Raw genomic sequence first — 19,115 nt, 5'->3', positions numbered from 1 at the left:
GGACGGCCAAGTAGGGACACTCGTATCGACCTTTTTGAAAAAACGTTTTTTGATCCGGATATACCATATAGAAAGGGGGTACAGACTCATCAAACTTTGTTAAAGGACTATAGCTAGCAAAGGAGGATGGTCCAAAAGAAGGCCGAGGCTTACACCTCCGACCTTCTCCTATCCGTTTGATCTACTGATTTTTGAACCGTTCAACATCACGCGCAATGACTAATTCTTCATCTGTTGGAATGACTAAGACTTTGATACGAGAGTCATCTGTAGAAATGTCGCCGACTACTCCAAAGACGTTCTTTTCAGGGTCAACCTTACAACCAAACCAGCTGATGCCATTAATAATAGACGAACGAACGTTCACTGCATTTTCACCGATTCCAGCAGTAAAGATAATAGCATCTGCACCATTTAAGACAGCCAAGTACTGACCGATATATTTTTGTAGGCGATCAATAAAGATATCATAAGCCAATTTAGCTTTTTCATCGCCATTGTGCATTGCTGTGTGGATATCACGCATATCGCTAGAAGATTCTGATACCCCAAGAAGGCCTGACTCACGATTAAGGATCCGGCTGATATCTTCAGGCGTATTGAAGTCTTCTGTATGCTCCATCAAATAAGCAATGATCGCTGGATCGAGATCTCCTGTACGTGTTCCCATCATGACCCCACCTAAAGGAGTGAAGCCCATTGAAGTATCGACAGAAATTCCCTTATCAATCGCTGTAACAGATACCCCATTTCCGACATGGCAAGTGATCAATTTTAATTCTTCCAATGGTTTTCCAAGGAGTTTTGCCGCTTCCCCAGCTACATACTGGTGGCTGGTCCCGTGGGCACCGTATTTGCGAACCTTGTTTTCTGTGTAGTATTTCGTTGGAAGAGGATAGCGATAAGCCTTCTCTGGCATCGTCGTATGGAAGGACGTATCAAATACTACGACACTGGTAATATTTGGACAGATCTCTCTAAAGGCACGAATGCCGGCAGCATTGGCAGGATTATGAAGCGGTGCTAACAAAGACAATTCTTCCACTTTTCGAAGAACTTCGTCATCTACCAAAGCAGAATCTTTGAAATACTCTCCACCTGCAACGACACGGTGACCAACCCCTGTAATCTCATCGTATGACTTGATAATATCAAAGCGAATCAAATCATCCAACAAAATTTTTACAGCTTGTGTATGGTCATGAATATCCAATACTTGTTTTTCAGAACGATCATCAAATTTAACAGTTGAAATAGAATCTTTCAAACCAATTCGTTCAATCAATCCCTTTGCAAGAACGGTTTCCTCTGGCATTTGGTACAATTGCCATTTTAAACTGGAGCTCCCTGCATTAATTGAAATTGTTTTCGACATATTTTCACCTCATCAAGCGTTTTCACATTCTCTATTATAACAGATCTTTGCTCAAATTTCACTATCCTGTAACCAGTTTTGGAAACTTTCCATAAAGCGAACAATCTCATCTTGATCTTGTAAATTTGTAAATGGATAGGCAAATGGTTGTATCTGTCCTTCTTCTTGCTTTTTAAAGACAAAAATAGTCTTAGCATAAGCTGGGTTTGAAAAGAGGGATTCGGGCAAGGTCATCATGGCTAGTAGTTGGGCATGTTCTTTCAACCAGGCCTTCAAGAGATCGCTCTGAGGGCTCGTCAAAAGATTATTGGGCGCTAAAAAGATCGCCACTCCTTGAGGCTTCAAATACTTCAAGGCCTGTTCCATCATCAGGTGATGGGCATAGGTATGCCCTTCTGAGCTTGCTACTTGGTAACGCTGTGCAATTGCATCATCAGGGTAGTAGCCGATGGGAAGATCACTCACAATCAAATCGCTTTCTTTCAAGACTTGAGGGCGTACCGCATCTCCTTGGACAAATGCCACACTCGACGCCATAACATCTGCAATACTAGCAGACAAGTCGATCAAGAGATCATCCACTTCCAATCCCAAATAACTCATTTCCAGGCGACTATTGTTGACAATGGTCTCAGCGAGATTGCCTGTACCACTCCCTACTTCCAAAACATCAACTTGGTCACTTTTGGCCAATTGATCAATCAAAAACGTTAGGATAAAGCCAATTGCATCCGCTGTGAACTGATGGTTAGCTTGCAAGGGCTCGGTCTGTGCGGCCTTCATAAAGAGAAACTGATAGGCCCTGCGCCATTCTTCCTTGCTTAATTGAAGCTCCTTTAAACGTTTGTGATTGTTTTTGACGACTTCCAGGCTTGTCACACCATCCAGATAGATCGCATTTTGTTCGACCAAGGCATCATAAAAACTCGTTGCCAACTCATTTTGAATGCTTTGGACATTTTCTAATAGATAGGTATAGGCTTGTTCAATTTTTTCGAAATTCATGATTTCCTCCGCACCCTATCATACCAAAAATTAGTCGTTTTCGCTATTGTCTGCTTGCTTCTTCTCCTCGCTTGATGATTCTTCAGAAGGTAGATCTGGCATCGCTTTTTCTTTCTTGGACTTCTTTTCCTTCTTCTCTTTCTTCTCTTTTTTCTCTTTCTTCTCTTTCTTGCTCTCTTTTTCTTCGCTTACAGGCAAAACAAAGTCATAGCTTTCCCGATGAATCTCAGCCTTGGCATAAAGAAAACCAGCATCCTGCTTGAGATGAACCGTCCCAGACTTCAAATGAACGTCCGCTGTTGTCTCCTCCTTCATTTCCTGACCCATCGCCAACTGCACCAAGGCATAGGCACGCAGACGATCCTCACTACTTTTGAGAATACGTCTTTCAGCAACCTGGCGATGCAGATAAAACTGGAGTAAAAGGCTAAAAACAGCCGCCATCAAGAGGGCATACAGCAAGACACCCGCTTTAACTCTTTTCTTTTTGAATCGCTGGAACCACATGGTAGATATACTCCCTTTCTAGCCCTTCTTCAAAGCTTAACTGCACATGAATGAGATTTTCTTCCTGCCATATTTTGCTAGAGCGAACACCTGCAATCATGGGTTGGTATCCCCTGCCCCGATCATCGGTTTTTCGAATATCATCTCCCTTAGACTGGCCAATCGCAATTGGTTTTTGATCCTGAATCAAGTAGATGTGGTTGTTCTCCACCTTTTCAACATGGCTACGGTCCAATTCTACCTGCAATTGTTGTTGAAATAACAGCCACTCTTCCTGTTTTTGGTGAGCTTGGTAGTCTAGCTCCGAATGCAAGAGTTTGGTCAATCCTTGAAAGATCAGGATACCGCCACTAAGCACCAACAGAGCGACCAAGGCTTCGAGTAGGGTGAAAGCTTTGACCTTTCGTTTACTCCACATGTAGCACCGCCTTTCCTTGATGGTAGACCGTGATGTGTTGCGCATCTTTTTCAACCTCTACTTGAATTCCATTGACCGTTAAGGAGTTCTTACCTGTCTGTAGGGCCATTTGAGCGACGGATAACACTTCCATTTCTTTGAAATCCGCTAGTCGCTCTGTTCGTGACCGCCTCATTTCTCCTAAGAGCAAGGTTGTAATCATGGCAAATAAACTCAAGGCCACTAATGATTCTAGGAGAATACTAGCGGGGCTGGATACTCTTTTTAATTTTTCCATTACCAAGCGATAGCTGATAGGTCACCACTCCTCTCTGTGTAGTAAAATGAAGATTTGCAAGGGAGGAATTTCCACCTGCTCGGTCTAATTGAATCGTTTTCGGGTCTTGTACACTCACCGATGCAGGAATGCTCACCGTCTGGTAAGGCGTACGAATCTCACTGGCACTCACTTCTAGATCTAACTCGGTTTGCTTTGCCAGAGCGATCTTTTGACTTTCTTGATAAAGGTGTTCAAACTCTGCAAAAAATACTTTTTCCTCCACCTGCTGAAAACTAGTCTTGACAGATCCTGCTAAACCCATATAAATAAAACTCACAATCATCAAGGTCAAGAGTGTCTCCACCAAGGTAAAAGCCTTAATCTGCAACCGCACGTGTTTCTCCACTATTTTTCGCATAATAAGCACGATAAGAGTCTGCTTGTTTTTTGGTAATATTGCCTTCAGAAATAAGTTTTGATAAGCTGGCCTTATCGTTAGTATGATTGAGTTCATAGAGCTCTGCCTGACTTTCGACCACTTTGACAACCGCTGCATTTCCTGTCTCTTTCACAGAGTCTTTTTGTTTGGTCAAATTCGGCACAAAGAGCAACAATAGGACACTGATGATTAATAAAACCACCAGCATTTCAATCAGCGTAAACGCCTTTACCGTATATTTTTTTAATGATGTCATAAATGAACCTCCATATTTTGATAAATTGGTAGCAACATAGCTGCATACAGTAATACAATTACAAGAGCCACAAAGACAAAGACCAAGGGTTGAATCACATTCATAGCCTTGTGAACCCGGCGGAAGAAATCCTCCCACGTTTTTTCAGCATAAATCTCTAACTCACTTCCGAGCTTTGATTTGACCTCGCCATACTCAATCATAAGAGGCAACTCTTTTTTGAAAAAGGGATAGTGGCCAACTGTCTCTGAAAAAGATTGACCCCGATCCAAGGACAGCGCCAAGTCCACTCCAATCTCTTGAAAGAGCTGAGATTTTTGTTCTTGCATCATGCTAAAAATTTGGGATAACTCTAATCCCTGGCCGATCATATTGCCCCATTCTCTGGCATAATAAGCCGTCAAATAAGCTTGAATCATGCCTTTTCCAAAAGGCAGGTGAGACAGGGCACTAAATACTTTGATCTTGCCAGATTTCCGGTAGTAAGCCACTCCTAGTAGGACCAAAATCCCACTGCCTGCGACGAGAGCCAAAAAGATTTGCGGAAACAGGCTGATCAATTGCGTCCCTATATTTTGGCTATCCATCTGAGGAAGTAAATAATTGCGCAGGCCAAGCATAATGAGAATTAAAAATCCGATTAAAAGCAGAGGATAGGTACTTACCTCAATTAATTTTTTCTTGACCTTGCGCATATTTTCCAAATAAGCTCCGATTTTCTCTAAGCTCAATTCAATGTTCCCGTGATGCTCTGCTAAAGATAGTTGTGTGGTCACCGCATCTGAAAAACCAATTCCCGCCATCATCTCAGAGAAGCGTCGTCCTTGAGCAAGATCCTCCCGCATCTTAGCTACCAAGCGCCCATCCACCAGATGGGAACGGTTTAGGAAATCCACAATTTCAGCTAGGTGAAAGCCACTCGAGTAAAGATTAGAAAACAATTCAATGATTTGCTTTTGTTTAGCTGTAGATAATTTTTTCGGCTTGCGCCTGAGCCAGCTGGATATATCCTGATTGAGCCAAGAGATCCATTTGCTGGTTCCAGCGGCTGGCTGTATGTTCTTGGTAGTTTTCCGTTGCAAAATCAACAACACCTCCTCCTGCAATTAATCGTTGGTAGCAAATTCCTTGTAAGACAATCTTTAGCTCATCCTCACTCACTCCAAGCTCCAAGAGGCGCTCATAGACTCCTCTAACACTCTTGGCGTGAATGGTGGAGAAGACCGTCACACCTGTCAAACTAGCTCGTACCACTGCGCGAGCGGTTTCCTTATCTCGGATCTCCCCAATGATGAGAAGATCCGGTCGATGGCGTAGGGAGAGTTTAATCAAGTTGTCATAGGTCATGCCAATCTGATCATTGAGCTGGAGCTGGAGCATATTGTCCTGCTTGATCTCAACAGGGTCTTCAATAGACATGACTTGCTGGTCCGCAAAACGGGCCTGCGCTAAAGCATGCATGAGGGTGGTCTTGCCCGAACCAACGGGCCCCGCAAAAAGATAGAGGCCCCGACCTGCTAACTTTTTCTGCAATTCAGGTAACTGGTCAAACCAGAAGCGCAACTCCCGCTCCTCATCATGTAGGAGACGAATCACCAAACTTTCATAGCCTCTATAATCCCCAACCGTTGACAAACGAATCGAGACCACCCCCTCTTTCAAAGGGTAGTCACACGAGCCCAATTGACTGCGTCTTTTTTCACCTACATTCATTCCTGCTACGAATTTAAAGTGGCTGATGATCGCCGTCATCTCCTCAAATGGAAAGGTCTGTACAAAACGCCTCTCATCTCCCACTCTCATAAAGACCTGGTATTCCTCACTCCGAGGGATGAAATAAAGATCCTGGGCTTCTTCCTTCTTTCCCATGCGAATCAATTTTTTTGCAATTTCTTGAACCATAGTTCCTCCTCTCACTTATACTATTCGAAAAAGAACGCAAAAAAAGAAGATTTTCTAGAAACATCTAAAAAATCTTCTGGATTCATTATAATAGGTTTTTTGGAGCCTGCTTAGCACTAAGAGTATATTGGCAGGAGCGGTGCTTCTTGCTTCCTTTTTCCTTTTCGTAGCCAGGCCGGAGTTTACTTTTTGGAATTTTATGCCCATCTTCTAGCAAGACAATCGAGTGAAACAATTGCACATCCTCACTACATTCCTCACACCACTCTTGCTCTTTGGGATCCCAAAAGGCTGTCATCAAATCACTCCTACTTTTATAACTAGGAAAACGTTCGTTCAATTCCAACCACTTTTGTTTATAGTTTTTCAAAGCTTGGTAATAGTCCTCAAACTTCCAACTATCCACAATATCCTCTTGCCAATTATCTAAAAACCACCAGGGCTCACAATCCCCGTACAACTCAATCACTCGATACATAAACTCTTCCATCCTTTGTATCCTCTATTATATAGAAAATCCTTTGAGAATAAAAGTTTTGTGCTCAAGACCCTCTTTAAGGGCCTCTTTTCATGAAAATATCAGCGCCATTTTCTAAAAAATGGCTGTCCTATTTCTTTGAGGTCTTTTTTACGAGACACAAACAAGAAGAGAGCCTTACAACATGAAACAAGCATCTTGCAAGACTCTCTTTTTTATGTTTCTTACTTAAAACAATTCTAGGGCAATCATGGTAGTCATGGTTGCATCATAGTAGTTGTTCAAAGGGAGATCTTGGGTAAAAATATATTTATTCTGTTGAACCAATTTTAAATACCCTTCTTCACTCTCTGAAGCATAAACAATCGGTGCAAGGAAGCTGGCTGCCTGATGATCGTTTAAGGCCTTCCCTTTTAAATCATAACCTGCATAAAGGTTTCGTTGTTTTTTAAAGAAACCAAGCATTTTTTTCAGCAATTTCTGGCTGGTTTTATCCTTACTTTGGGAGAGGTTGTAAGGTAAACGACAGGCGTTGTAGGAATAAGATCCATCATACTTAGATTCAATGGTATTTGGATCGGCTACACTAGCCCCATCGTGATCCACCCAAATGAAGTCTGGAAGTAGACCTGAGGATGTCTTTGAGCTCACTACATCCAACTGGTGCAACATCTTATCTTTGATATCTAACCACTTAGAATCGCTTGTGACCTTATAAAACAGTTGAAATTGCGCTGGCAGCGTGTCAGACGTCCGCATCAAATAGTAAAAATTTGAATCCTGATTGGCCCAGTTCCCTACCGTTAAAACACCTGTTTCTTCATTGTAATTGTATTTGAGGACATCCTCTAAAATAGCTTTCGCTTGGTCTTGGTATTTTTTGGCCTGTTTTGGCCATTGTTGAGCAGCTTCTAACAAGGAGTAGGCAATGTAAAGATCTCCATCCGTTGCATTATGATCCTCAGCTGAAGCTTTTCCATCCACAATCGTTTGTTTCCAAGACATCAATTGAGTATCCGTAATCCGATGATTCAAATAATATTGATAGAGACGCTCAAAATCTTCTTGTTGTGCTTGGCCTTTTTTAGCAGCTGCTACTGTTATCACCATTCCATAACTCTGCGCTTCTGATAGAACCACTGTCTGATCCTTGGAATTATTTGTTTGAACATAGGACTCTTTTCCTTTAGAGACCACAAAATGATCCTGCCACTGACGGTAGATCCGATTGCGCATGTCCACCTTACTTCTCGTTCTCGCCAAAAACAAGGTCAAACAGAAAATACAAAGGATCGCTAGAAACCACACATATCTCATCTTTTTTGTTTTCATAAGTTCTCCTATCCAGCGAATCGTTTTGTTTTAACCCATTTGGTTTCTTTACGGTGCAACACTTTATCCATCACAATCGAAGAAATGGCATCAATGGACACAATGATGAAGAGTTGGGAATAGGTGAAATAGGCCGCCAAGGCCAACCAAATTTGCTTGATCGTAGCTTGTCCAAACTGAGAAGCCAAGGCTACATTGATCTGAAGTAGATAAAGCCCGATCATCAAGATCCAGTTAAAGAGCATCAATTGAGCAATATAAATATTCTCAGAGTCAAATGCAAATGGAATTTGAACCCCAGGCACCACTGTATGCAGGCACATGGCTAAGATATTTGCAAAAAAGATCAAGTCTGATAAGACAATCGCTGCATTAAACCAGAAGAAAATACAAGAATAATTGATGACTTCAAGCTTGACCCGCCAATTGCCCTTGCCAAACAAATGCTTAAAGTTTGACAGCACCACTTCATAATTCCCCTTAGCCCAGCGTTTCCGTTGCATATAATAACTCTTCAGGGTCTCCGGTTCCTGCTGAAAAGCTTCTGAATTATAGGCTAAAGCAATTAATTTCCCACTGTGCATAATTTTGAAGGAAATATCCGTATCCTCTGTTAAGGCACCATTCTTCCATCCTCCAATACTCTTCACAAACTCTGTTTGGATGATAAAGTTGGTCCCAGGAATCCGGCCAATCTTAAAGAGATGCCACATGCCCACATGGTGAACCCGTTGGGTGACCACAATTTCTTGGTTGATACAACGGGTCAAGAAGTTTTGACCGGCATTACGCGTTTTATTCCGACCAAAAGAGGCCACATGACGCTCTGGATCTTTGAGCACTTCCTTCACCAAGAAATAAAGGGCATTCTTTTCAGGCATGGCATCCGCATCGTAGACACAAATGTAGTCTCCCGTCGCCATTTTCAAAGCGTCATTCAAAACACCTGCTTTTCCACCTGTCCCACTTCGGTTGATAATGGTTACATCACGTCCCGCATACTCTGGTAGAGCTTGAACGGCAAGGCATTCTTCATAGGTCCTGTCAGAACAATTATCCGCAAAGAGGAATAATTCCACACGATCATGGGGGTAGTTGAGATCGAGAATGGCCTTAGCTGTTTGGGCAATGACCACATCCTCATTATGGGCTGGCACAACGATTGTAACTTTAGGATAATAAGGAAGAGGCGCCGTATCGACACGAAAATCACTATGTTTGAACCAAAAATGAACGGCTGAAAAAAGGATTACTAAGGCCCAGCCCAAGGACAGCCAAATGGAGACCAGGGCAATAATCATCACAATTTGACTAATCATGGTCCACCGCCTTAAAGTTTTTATTCACACGATGATAGATCATCATATAGGCTACAAATAATACAATAAAGCACAAGGCAAAAAACAGACTGATGCTGATGGCGATATTAAAAAAGATAGTTGTGAGCGTCATGGTTTCCTCCTAATATTCCACAATAATATCCGTCTCTAACTGACGTTTTAAATAACTCATCATCTCTTTATAGCGATAATACTTGGTGCGGTTAGTAGGATCAACCGCTAAAAATCCTGATTGAAATTGAAGGGCTTGAACCCCATCTTCACCACGAAAAACGAGACTTTCCAATTGGGGTTTTACCACCGTTTCATATTCGTCTTTCAAATTGGTCTGACTAGTTGAATCGAACAACAAAAAGTTTCCATCTGATACATAATACAAACTCCCATTTTGCTTGATATGATTGGATAACAAGTAATGAATTTGATTCAAGGTTCGGTTGTATTCCCTAGGTTGCATTTGGAAAAACAATTCTTCATGCGACCAATGAATTAAGAGAGCCTGAATGCGATCGTTGCTCTGCGAACTATAGGCTGCAATTCGATTGCGATAATCCACATAAGCATCTGGTTCTTGATCCTGTACTTTTGCAATTTCTTTAAATAGGTGATAACGAATTTGACTCAAGATTCCAAGCAAGACTGGAAAACTAAAGAGTAAGAGCAAGGCCTGGTTAAACGGAATATACACAACGCCTGCGACCAATGACACAATTCCAAAAGCAAAGGAAAGAAGGATGACCCAGGTTAGCAATAAATCCGTTAAAACAATGATTGTGAACAAACCCAAGACAAGAAACAAACCTTCTTCAATCAGAATCTCTCTTGCAAAAAATAAGCAATATAGGAAAAGAAGGGCTTCGAAAATAAGCAAAATCAGCAACCATCGACTTAACTTCTCAGTTTTTTTCATGATTCTTATTCTCCCTCTTGAAATTCTTCAACAGCATCTCCTAAACCATAATACTGTTGAATCGCTTGTACGATCCGCTCAGATGCTTTTCCATCTCCATAAGGATTGCGAGCATTGGCCATTTCAGCATACAGTCTTTCGTTGGTTAATAGCTCTTCCATTGTGGATTTGACCATTGCAGGATCTGTACCAACTAATTTTAAGGTACCAGCTTTGACCCCTTCTGGACGTTCTGTCGTACCCCGTAAGACCAGTACCGGTTTTCCTAGTGATGGCGCCTCCTCTTGCACACCACCAGAATCCGACATGATAAAGTTACTTCTAGAAGCCAAGTTATGGAAGTCCAATACATCCAAAGGGGCAATGAGATGAATCCGATCGTGATTTCCTAAGATACTCGTCGCAGCTTCTTGAACAGCCGGACTCAAATGAACGGGGTAAACCACCTCAATCTCTGGATGCTTGTCCACCATTTCTCGTAGAGCATGAAATACTGCTCTCATCGGTTGCCCTTGATTTTCTCTTCGATGCATGGTCACAAGGATCAATTTTTTCGTTGGATCCAATCGATCCAGCACCTCATGGTGGTAGTCCTCTTGAACCGTCAGTTTCAGCGCATCAATCGCTGTGTTTCCCGTCACCACAATAGCAGATTCCGGATGATGTTCCATTAAAAGATTGGCCTTGCTTTCGCTTGTTGGCGCAAAATACAAATCTGCTAAGTTATCCGTCATCTGACGGTTCATCTCTTCTGGATATGGAGAATACTTATCAAAGGTCCGTAAACCAGCTTCGACGTGCCCAATACTGACTTGGTTGTAAAAGGCAACCAGACTAGCCGCAAAGGTAGTTGTCGTATCTCCATGTACCAGCATCATATCCGGTTTTTCCTTTTTCACCACAGGATCCAATTGATCCAATATCTTACCAGTAATCTCGAGTAAGGTTTGACGTTTCCCCATAATATTCAGGTCATACTGTGGCTGAATATGAAAAGTCTCTAAGACTTGGTCCAACATTTGACGATGCTGGGCTGTAACAACGGTAACTGTCTCCAGCGTCTCTCGATGTTTTTGTAACTCCAACACCAAAGGGGCCATTTTGATGGCCTCCGGTCGTGTCCCAAACACAACCATGATCTTCAATTTCCCCATAAACTTCTCCCGTTGAGATCGTGATTATCTCAACAAATTGTTAATTTTTGTACATCTTTTTCTCATTCTACCCCCTCTGACTGTACTTGTCAAATATTATTTTGGTTTTATTTACTAATTACTAATAGTTAGTCATTTATTTATTTTGGGTTTTGTAATACATATTCACTAGTTTTAAAGCACTGAGGCGCAAATGCATATATTTTAACGGGCTAATATTTTTGGTAAAATATTAATTAAATAATTATTCAGTAAATTTTTTATTCATAAATTTTTATGTTTTTCTTCAAAAAAAAATCGGAACCCGAGGGCTCCGATTTTTCATTTTTATTCTTCCACGACTTCAGCAGTTTGGACTTCATCTGCTGCTTCATCTGCCAATGGAACTTCATCAATAATTTCAACTTCGTTAACAGCTTGTGGTTCAAGATTGCGGTAACGAGCCATACCAGTACCTGCTGGGATGATCTTACCGATGATAACATTTTCCTTAAGTCCAAGGAGATGATCTTTCTTACCACGGATAGCCGCATCTGTAAGGACACGCGTTGTTTCCTGGAAGGAAGCAGCTGACAAGAAGCTATTGGTTTCAAGCGAGGCTTTGGTGATTCCCATAAGAACTGGGCGAGCTGTCGCTGGCACCCCACCTGAGATGAGGACATCCTTATTGGCATCTGTAAAGTCTGTGATATCCATGAGCGTTCCCATGAGAAGGTCGGTATCTCCTGGATCCATGACGCGAACTTTACGGATCATTTGGCGAACCATGACCTCGATGTGTTTGTCACCGATTTCTACCCCTTGGCTACGGTATACTTTTTGTACTTCCGCAAGGAGGTAAGTTTCAACAGACAAGACATCACGTACAGCAAGGAGATGTTTTGGTTGGATAGACCCTTCTGTCAGAGCCGCACCACGAGAAACATGATCTCCCACTTCGACTTTCATGCGAGCAGTGTAAGGGACAACGTATTCACCCTCACCAGTTGCTCCACTGACAAAGACTTTCTTAGTCCGAGTTGAAGCATCTTCTTCGATCGCTGTAACTTCCCCTTTGACTTCTGTGATGACCGCTTCCCCTTTCGGATTACGGGCTTCAAAGATTTCTTGGACACGAGGAAGACCTTGCGTGATATCGGTATTTGAGGCAACCCCACCCGTGTGGAAGGTACGCATGGTCAGCTGTGTACCCGGTTCCCCGATAGATTGGGCAGCGATGGTTCCGACTGCTTCACCCACTTCAACCGCATCACCGGTCGCCAAGTTGATACCATAACAATGACGGCAGACACCGTGGCGAGTGTTACATGTAAATACAGAGCGGATAGTGACTTCTTCCACACCAGCATTGACGATTTCACGCGCCTTGTCTTCTGTAATCAATTCGTCTGGGCCGATGATGACTTCACCAGTTTCAGGATGGCGAACGGTTTTCTTAGTATAACGACCATTCAGACGTTCTTCCAGAGACTCGATCATCTCTTTGCCTTCTGTGATAGAGCGGATCAAGAGACCACGGTCAGTTCCACAATCGTCTTCACGAATGATCACGTCTTGGGCAACGTCTACCAAACGACGAGTCAAGTAACCTGAGTCAGCAGTCTTCAAGGCCGTATCTGTCATCCCTTTACGCGCACCGTGAGTTGAGAAGAACATTTCGAGTACTGACAAACCTTCACGGAAGTTTGAAAGGATTGGCAATTCCATGATCCGACCATTCGGAGCGGCCATCAACCCACGCATACCGGCAAGTTGCGAGAAGTTTGAGATGTTACCACGGGCTCCAGAGTCCATCATCATAACGATTGGGTTCTTCGGATCTTGGTTATCAATCAGGCGTTTTTCCAATCGTTCACGGGCTGCACGCCATTCAGCTGTAACAGCATTGTAGCGTTCATCATCTGTGATCATACCACGACGGAATTGCTTGGTGATTTGTTCCACACGTTTGTGAGATTCTTCGATGATTTCAGCCTTGTCTTCAACAACTGGAATATCGGCAATCCCCACTGTCAAGCCAGCAAGGGTTGAATGGTTGTAACCAAGGTTTTTCAAACGGTCCAAGAAAGCAGATGTTTCTGTTGTACGGAAGCGTTTGAAGATTTCAGCAATGATGTTCCCAAGATTTTTCTTCTTGAATGGAACATTCAATTCTAATTTTTCAATTGCTGATTTAGCATCTTGACCTGATTCCAAGAAGTACTTAGCTGGAACACCTTCGGTCAAGTTAGCATTGTTTGGCTCTTGGAGATATGGAAGTTCTGCAGGCATGATATCGTTGAAGAGAATCTTACCAACAGTTGTTAAGAGAATCTTGTGTTGTTGCGCTTCTGTCCATGGTTTGTTCAAGCTATCGGTCGTAATCCCAACACGTGAGTGCAGGTGCACATAACCATTACGATACGCCATCACAGCTTCGTCACGGTCCTTAAAGACCATGCCTTCCCCTTCACGACCAGCTTCTTCCATTGTAAGGTAGTAGTTCCCCAATACCATATCCTGAGAAGGTGTTACGACTGGTTTTCCATCTTTTGGATTCAAGATGTGTTCAGCAGCCAACATCAAGATACGCGCTTCTGCTTGGGCTTCTTCTGAAAGAGGCACGTGGATGGCCATTTGGTCCCCGTCAAAGTCGGCGTTATAAGCTTCACAGGCAAGTGGATGCAAGCGAAGGGCTTTCCCGTCAATCAAGACTGGTTCAAAGGCCTGAATTCCCAAACGGTGAAGAGTCGGTGCGCGGTTCAAGAGGACTGGGTGTTCTTTGATCACTTCTTCGAGGATATCCCAGATTCGTTCATCTCCGCGTTCTACCAAGCGTTTTGCAGCTTTAACGTTTTGCACGATATCACGCGCAACGATTTCACGCATCACAAATGGTTTAAAGAGCTCGATGGCCATTTCACGTGGCACACCACATTGGTACATCTTAAGAGTTGGACCAACGGCGATAACGGAACGTCCTGAGAAGTCCACCCGTTTACCGAGCAAGTTTTGACGGAAGCGTCCTTGTTTCCCTTTGAGCATGTGGCTCAATGATTTCAGTGGACGGCTACCTGGTCCAGTGATTGGACGACCACGACGACCGTTGTCGATCAAAGCGTCAACCGCTTCTTGGAGCATCCGTTTTTCGTTTTGCACGATAATACCAGGGGCATTCAATTCCAAGAGACGAGCCAAACGGTTGTTCCGGTTAATTACCCGGCGATAAAGGTCGTTCAAGTCAGAGGCGGCAAACCGGCCACCATCCAATTGGACCATCGGACGAAGATCTGGTGGAATAACGGGAAGAATGTTGAGGACCATCCATTCTGGCTTGTTGCCAGATTTGTAGAAGGCATCCAAGACATCCAAACGACGCACAGCCTTCACACGTTTTTGACCAGTTGCAGTCTTCAATTCTTCTTTCAAGAGAGCAATTTCAGCTTCCAAATCTACTTGTTTCAAGAGGTCTTGGACCGCTTCTGCCCCCATCTTGGCAACAAAAGAACCTGGTCCGTATTCACGCAAGCGTTCACGGTATTCGCGTTCTGTCATGATGGACTTGTGCTCAAGCGGTGTATCTTTTGGATCGATGACCACATAAGCTGCAAAGTAGATGACTTCTTCAAGGGCACGAGGACTCATATCCAAGGTCAAGCCCATACGAGAAGGGATTCCCTTGAAGTACCAGATGTGTGATACAGGTGCTTTCAACTCGATGTGACCCATGCGTTCACGACGAACTTTCGCACGTGTTACTTCAACACCACAGCGGTCACAAACAATCCCTTTGTAACGGATCCGTTTGTATTTCCCACACGCACATTCCCAGTCTTTTGTAGGTCCAAAGATGACTTCATCAAAGAGACCTTCACGTTCTGGTTTCAATGTACGGTAGTTGATTGTTTCAGGTTTCTTGACCTCTCCATAAGACCATGAACGGACCTTGCTTGGAGAAGCTAGGGTGATTTGCATACTTTTAAAACGATTTACATCAACCACTATTTCTTACCTTTCCTTGTTTTCATACTTGTTTCATTTGGATACAGATTAGGCGGGGGAAGAAGGCCAACTTTCTCACCACCTCCTTGTGTCTGTATCTTATTATCGAATCATCCTATCAGAAACATTGGTTTCTCACAAGACAATCATTTTGACTGATTATTTTTCTGCTTCTTCCGCATCAAAGGCTGCTTTAGCTTCCTTAGCTGCTTTTTCACGTGCTTTTTCAAGGTCATCCACGTGAATCACATCATCGTCTTCCCCTTCGTCGAGATCACGAAGTTCCACTTCTTGATCATCTTCGTCAAGGACACGCATGTCAAGACCAAGTGATTGCAATTCCTTGACAAGAACGCGGAAGGATTCTGGCACACCTGGTTTTGGAATTGGTTTTCCTTTGGTGATCGCTTCATAGGCTTTCAAACGTCCATTGACATCGTCTGACTTGTAGGTCAAGATTTCTTGAAGGACATTTGATGCACCATAAGCCTCAAGGGCCCACACTTCCATTTCCCCAAAACGTTGTCCACCAAACTGAGCTTTCCCTCCGAGTGGTTGTTGAGTAACCATTGAGTATGGTCCGACTGAACGGGCATGGAGTTTATCATCAACCATGTGGTGAAGCTTGATCATGTACATGACACCGACAGAAACACGGTTGTCAAACGGCTCACCGGTACGGCCATCATAAAGAACCGTCTTAGCATCGCTATCCATACCAGCTTCTTTGACCGTATCCCAGAGATCCTCTGAACTTGCTCCATCAAAGACAGGTGTTGCGATGTGGATGCCCAAGTTACGAGCCGCCATACCAAGGTGAAGTTCCATAACCTGACCGATATTCATACGAGATGGCACCCCAAGTGGGTTCAACATGATATCGACTGGAGTTCCGTCTGGAAGGTAAGGCATGTCTTCTACAGGAACGATACGAGAGACAACCCCTTTGTTTCCGTGACGACCGGCCATCTTATCTCCGACGCGGATCTTCCGTTTTTGAGCGATGTAAACACGAACCAACATGTTGACACCCGATTGCAATTCATCTCCGTTTGCACGCGTAAAGATTTTGACATCGCGAACGACTCCATCTCCACCGTGAGGGACACGAAGAGACGTATCCCGCACTTCACGAGATTTATCTCCAAAGATGGCATGAAGGAGACGTTCTTCAGCAGAAAGATCTTTTTCACCTTTCGGTGTTACTTTACCGACAAGGATATCTCCTTCTTTTACTTCCGCACCAATACGGATAATACCTGTTTCATCCAAGTCACGAAGAGCATCTTCACCGACGTTTGGAATTTCACGGGTAATTTCTTCAGGGCCTAACTTGGTATCACGCGTTTCTGATTCGAATTCTTCCAAGTGAACAGATGTGTAGACATCTTCTTTCACCAAGCGTTCACTCATGATAACGGCATCCTCGAAGTTATACCCTTCCCAAGTCATGTAAGCGACGATTGGGTTTTGACCAAGGGCCATTTCCCCTTTTTCCATCGATGGACCGTCAGCGATAAAGTCGTCTTTTTCAACGGTTTCACCAACTTTTACAAGAGTACGTTGGTTGTAGGCTGTACCGGAGTTTGAACGACGGAATTTTTGAACATGGTAGACGTCCAAAGAACCATCTTCCCGACGAACTTCCACCTTATCCGCATCTGCATAGGTAACCTTACCACCATGTTGTGCAATAACTGCAGCTCCTGAGTCATGAGCTGCTTGGTATTCCATACCCGTACCAACAAATGGTGCTTTTGGATCAATCAATGGCACAGCCTGACGTTGCATGTTGGCACCCATAAGGGCACGGTTGGAGTCATCGTTTTCCAAGAAAGGAATACATGCTGTCGCAACGGCAACTACCTGTTTTGGAGAAACGTCCATATAGTCAACTTGATCAGACGGGAACTCTTGGTTGTTACCGCGATGACGTCCCATTACGATTGGCTCAGCAAAGCCACCTTTTTCATTCAACTTAGAGTTGGCCTGTGCTACGATGTACTCATCTTCTTCATCAGCTGTCAACCAGACGATTTCATTTGTCACAACGCCTGCTTCACGATCTACCTTACGGTATGGTGTTTGGATGAAGCCATATTTGTTCAAGTGTCCGTATGATGACAAGTTATTGATCAAACCGATATTTGGTCCTTCAGGTGTTTCGATTGGACACATCCGCCCATAGTGAGTGTAGTGCACGTCACGCACTTCATATCCAGCACGGTCACGTGTCAAACCACCAGGTCCTAAGGCAGATAAACGACGCTTGTGGGACAACTCAGAAAGTGGGTTGTGTTGGTCCATGAACTGAGACAATTGTGAAGAACCAAAGAATTCTTTAATTGCTGCAGTGACAGGACGAATATTGATGATTTGTTGTGGTGTCAAGACATCGTTATCTTGAACAGACATCCGTTCACGAACGTTACGCTCCATCCGTGAAAGTCCAAGACGGACTTGGTTGGCAAGTAATTCACCAACGGCACGAATCCGACGATTTCCAAGGTGGTCAATATCATCCACACGTCCAAGGCCTTCAGCCAAATTGAGAAAGTAGCTCATCTCAGCAAGAATATCAGCAGGAGTCACCACACGAACTTTATCAGATGGGTTTGCATTACCAATGACGGTAACGACACGATCAGGATCATTTGGTGAGACCACTTTGAATTTTTGCAATTCAACTGGATCAGTCAAAACAGCCGCATCATTTGGAATATAGGTGATCTTGTTCAAGCCATTATCCAATTGTTCAGAGATGCTATCGATCACATCGCGCGTCAATACAGTACCTGCTTCTACAAGGATTTCTCCAGTTTCAGCATCCACCAACGGTTCTGCAATCGTTTGGTTCAACAAGCGGTTCTTGATATTGAGTTTCTTGTTGATCTTGTAGCGACCAACAGGGGCCAAGTCATAGCGACGTGGATCAAAGAAACGGGCTACCAACAAGCTACGTGAGCTTTCAGCTGTCTTAGGTTCACCTGGACGAAGACGCTCATAGATTTCTTTGAGGGCTTCATCTGTCCGAGAATCCATTGGATTTTTATGAATATCTTTTTCAATGGTATTGCGAACCAATTCGCTGTCCCCAAAGATATCGATGATTTCATCGTCTCCTGAGAATCCAAGAGCACGCACAAGCGTTGTAAATGGAATTTTACGCGTACGGTCAATGCGTGTGTAAGCAATGTCTTTTGAGTCGGTTTCAAGCTCTAACCATGCCCCACGGTTCGGGATAACCGTTGATCCATAACCGACCTTACCGTTTTTGTCCACTTTGTCATTAAAGTAGACACCTGGTGAACGCACCAACTGAGATACGATAATCCGTTCTCCACCGTTGATGATAAAGGTTCCCATTTCGGTCATGATTGGGAAATCACCAAAGAAGACTTCTTGTGTCTTAATTTCACCTGTTTCTTTGTTGACCAAACGGAAGGTCACAAAGATTGGTGCTGAGTAGCTGGCATCGTGGATGCGGGCTTCTTCGAGCGAATACTTGGGCTCGCGGATTTCATAACCCACAAATTCCAATTCCATTGTATCCGTGAAGTTTGAGATAGGAAGCACATCTTCAAATACTTCCTTCAAGCCATGATCCAAGAAATCTTTGAATGAGTCTGTCTGGATTTCAATCAAGTTTGGTAAATCAAGAACCTCTTTGATTCTTGAAAAACTACGACGGGTCCGATGTTTCCCGTATTGAACGTCATGTCCTGCCAAAGTTTTTAGCTCCTTTTTCCATACTAGGAT

17 protein-coding genes are annotated in these 19,115 nt (G+C 43.5%); all 17 read right to left on the bottom strand.

Annotated elements, in window-relative coordinates; all coding sequences use genetic code 11:
• Positions 1-181 precede the first annotated feature (181 nt).
• Entirely contained in the window at positions 182-1,375 is a 1,194-nt protein-coding gene (locus HA044_RS04690) for an acetate kinase (RefSeq protein WP_187539717.1), read from the bottom strand.
• A 51-nt stretch (positions 1,376-1,426) separates the two neighbouring features.
• Entirely contained in the window at positions 1,427-2,380 is a 954-nt protein-coding gene (locus HA044_RS04685; RefSeq protein WP_187539715.1) for a class I SAM-dependent methyltransferase, read from the bottom strand.
• Between the two features lie 30 nt (positions 2,381-2,410).
• Positions 2,411-2,887 carry a competence type IV pilus minor pilin ComGG gene (gene comGG, locus HA044_RS04680; RefSeq protein WP_187539713.1) on the bottom strand — a complete coding sequence of 159 codons (477 nt, stop codon included), beginning with the start codon at positions 2,885-2,887 and terminating at the stop codon, positions 2,411-2,413.
• The gene (comGF, locus tag HA044_RS04675; protein ID WP_187539711.1) at positions 2,853-3,305 is read right to left on the bottom strand and encodes a competence type IV pilus minor pilin ComGF; all 453 of its coding nucleotides are present in this window, start codon (positions 3,303-3,305) and stop codon (positions 2,853-2,855) included. Before comGF ends, comGG begins: the two co-directional genes overlap by 35 nt.
• Positions 3,295-3,507, bottom strand: coding sequence for a competence type IV pilus minor pilin ComGE (gene comGE / locus HA044_RS04670; protein ID WP_234700115.1), 213 nt, complete (start codon positions 3,505-3,507; stop codon positions 3,295-3,297). Before comGE ends, comGF begins: the two co-directional genes overlap by 11 nt.
• A 40-nt stretch (positions 3,508-3,547) precedes the next feature.
• The gene (gene comGD / locus HA044_RS04665; RefSeq protein WP_262407540.1) at positions 3,548-3,952 is read right to left on the bottom strand and encodes a competence type IV pilus minor pilin ComGD; all 405 of its coding nucleotides are present in this window, start codon (positions 3,950-3,952) and stop codon (positions 3,548-3,550) included.
• Positions 3,942-4,259, bottom strand: a complete 318-nt coding sequence (gene comGC / locus HA044_RS04660) for a competence type IV pilus major pilin ComGC (RefSeq protein WP_187539705.1) — start codon at positions 4,257-4,259, stop codon at positions 3,942-3,944. Before comGC ends, comGD begins: the two co-directional genes overlap by 11 nt.
• Entirely contained in the window at positions 4,256-5,287 is a 1,032-nt protein-coding gene (gene comGB, locus HA044_RS04655; protein WP_316250424.1) for a competence type IV pilus assembly protein ComGB, read from the bottom strand. Before comGB ends, comGC begins: the two co-directional genes overlap by 4 nt.
• Complete coding sequence (gene comGA, locus HA044_RS04650) at positions 5,220-6,161, bottom strand: competence type IV pilus ATPase ComGA (RefSeq protein ID WP_187539703.1); 942 nt, start codon at positions 6,159-6,161, stop codon at positions 5,220-5,222. Before comGA ends, comGB begins: the two co-directional genes overlap by 68 nt.
• Before the next feature lie 85 nt (positions 6,162-6,246).
• Positions 6,247-6,639, bottom strand: coding sequence for a DUF1033 family protein (locus HA044_RS04645; protein ID WP_187539872.1), 393 nt, complete (start codon positions 6,637-6,639; stop codon positions 6,247-6,249).
• 228 nt (positions 6,640-6,867) lie between these two features.
• Positions 6,868-7,971 (bottom strand): glycosyl hydrolase family 8, encoded by a 1,104-nt coding sequence (locus HA044_RS04640; protein WP_187539701.1) that lies wholly within the window; start codon positions 7,969-7,971, stop codon positions 6,868-6,870.
• 8 nt (positions 7,972-7,979) lie between these two features.
• Positions 7,980-9,290 (bottom strand): glycosyltransferase, encoded by a 1,311-nt coding sequence (locus HA044_RS04635; RefSeq protein ID WP_187539699.1) that lies wholly within the window; start codon positions 9,288-9,290, stop codon positions 7,980-7,982.
• The gene (locus HA044_RS04630) at positions 9,283-9,423 is read right to left on the bottom strand and encodes a hypothetical protein (protein ID WP_187539697.1); all 141 of its coding nucleotides are present in this window, start codon (positions 9,421-9,423) and stop codon (positions 9,283-9,285) included. The genes HA044_RS04635 and HA044_RS04630 overlap by 8 nt, the downstream gene beginning before the upstream one ends.
• 9 nt (positions 9,424-9,432) lie before the next feature.
• Positions 9,433-10,221, bottom strand: coding sequence for a hypothetical protein (locus HA044_RS04625; protein ID WP_187539695.1), 789 nt, complete (start codon positions 10,219-10,221; stop codon positions 9,433-9,435).
• A gap of 5 nt (positions 10,222-10,226) precedes the next feature.
• Positions 10,227-11,375 carry a non-hydrolyzing UDP-N-acetylglucosamine 2-epimerase gene (wecB, locus tag HA044_RS04620; RefSeq protein WP_187539693.1) on the bottom strand — a complete coding sequence of 383 codons (1,149 nt, stop codon included), beginning with the start codon at positions 11,373-11,375 and terminating at the stop codon, positions 10,227-10,229.
• 327 nt (positions 11,376-11,702) lie between these two features.
• On the bottom strand, positions 11,703-15,356 hold the full coding sequence (rpoC, locus tag HA044_RS04615; protein WP_187539691.1) for a DNA-directed RNA polymerase subunit beta': 3,654 nt from the start codon (positions 15,354-15,356) through the stop codon (positions 11,703-11,705).
• Between the two features lie 159 nt (positions 15,357-15,515).
• Positions 15,516-19,085, bottom strand: a complete 3,570-nt coding sequence (gene rpoB, locus HA044_RS04610; protein WP_187539689.1) for a DNA-directed RNA polymerase subunit beta — start codon at positions 19,083-19,085, stop codon at positions 15,516-15,518.
• Positions 19,086-19,115: the final 30 nt, after the last annotated feature.

Source organism: Streptococcus sp. IMAU 99161 (assembly GCF_014435245.1).
Classification (GTDB): domain Bacteria; phylum Bacillota; class Bacilli; order Lactobacillales; family Streptococcaceae; genus Streptococcus; species Streptococcus lactarius.
The sequence above is the reverse complement of the archived record's forward strand: the minus strand, read 5'-3'. Positions and strand labels throughout refer to the sequence as shown.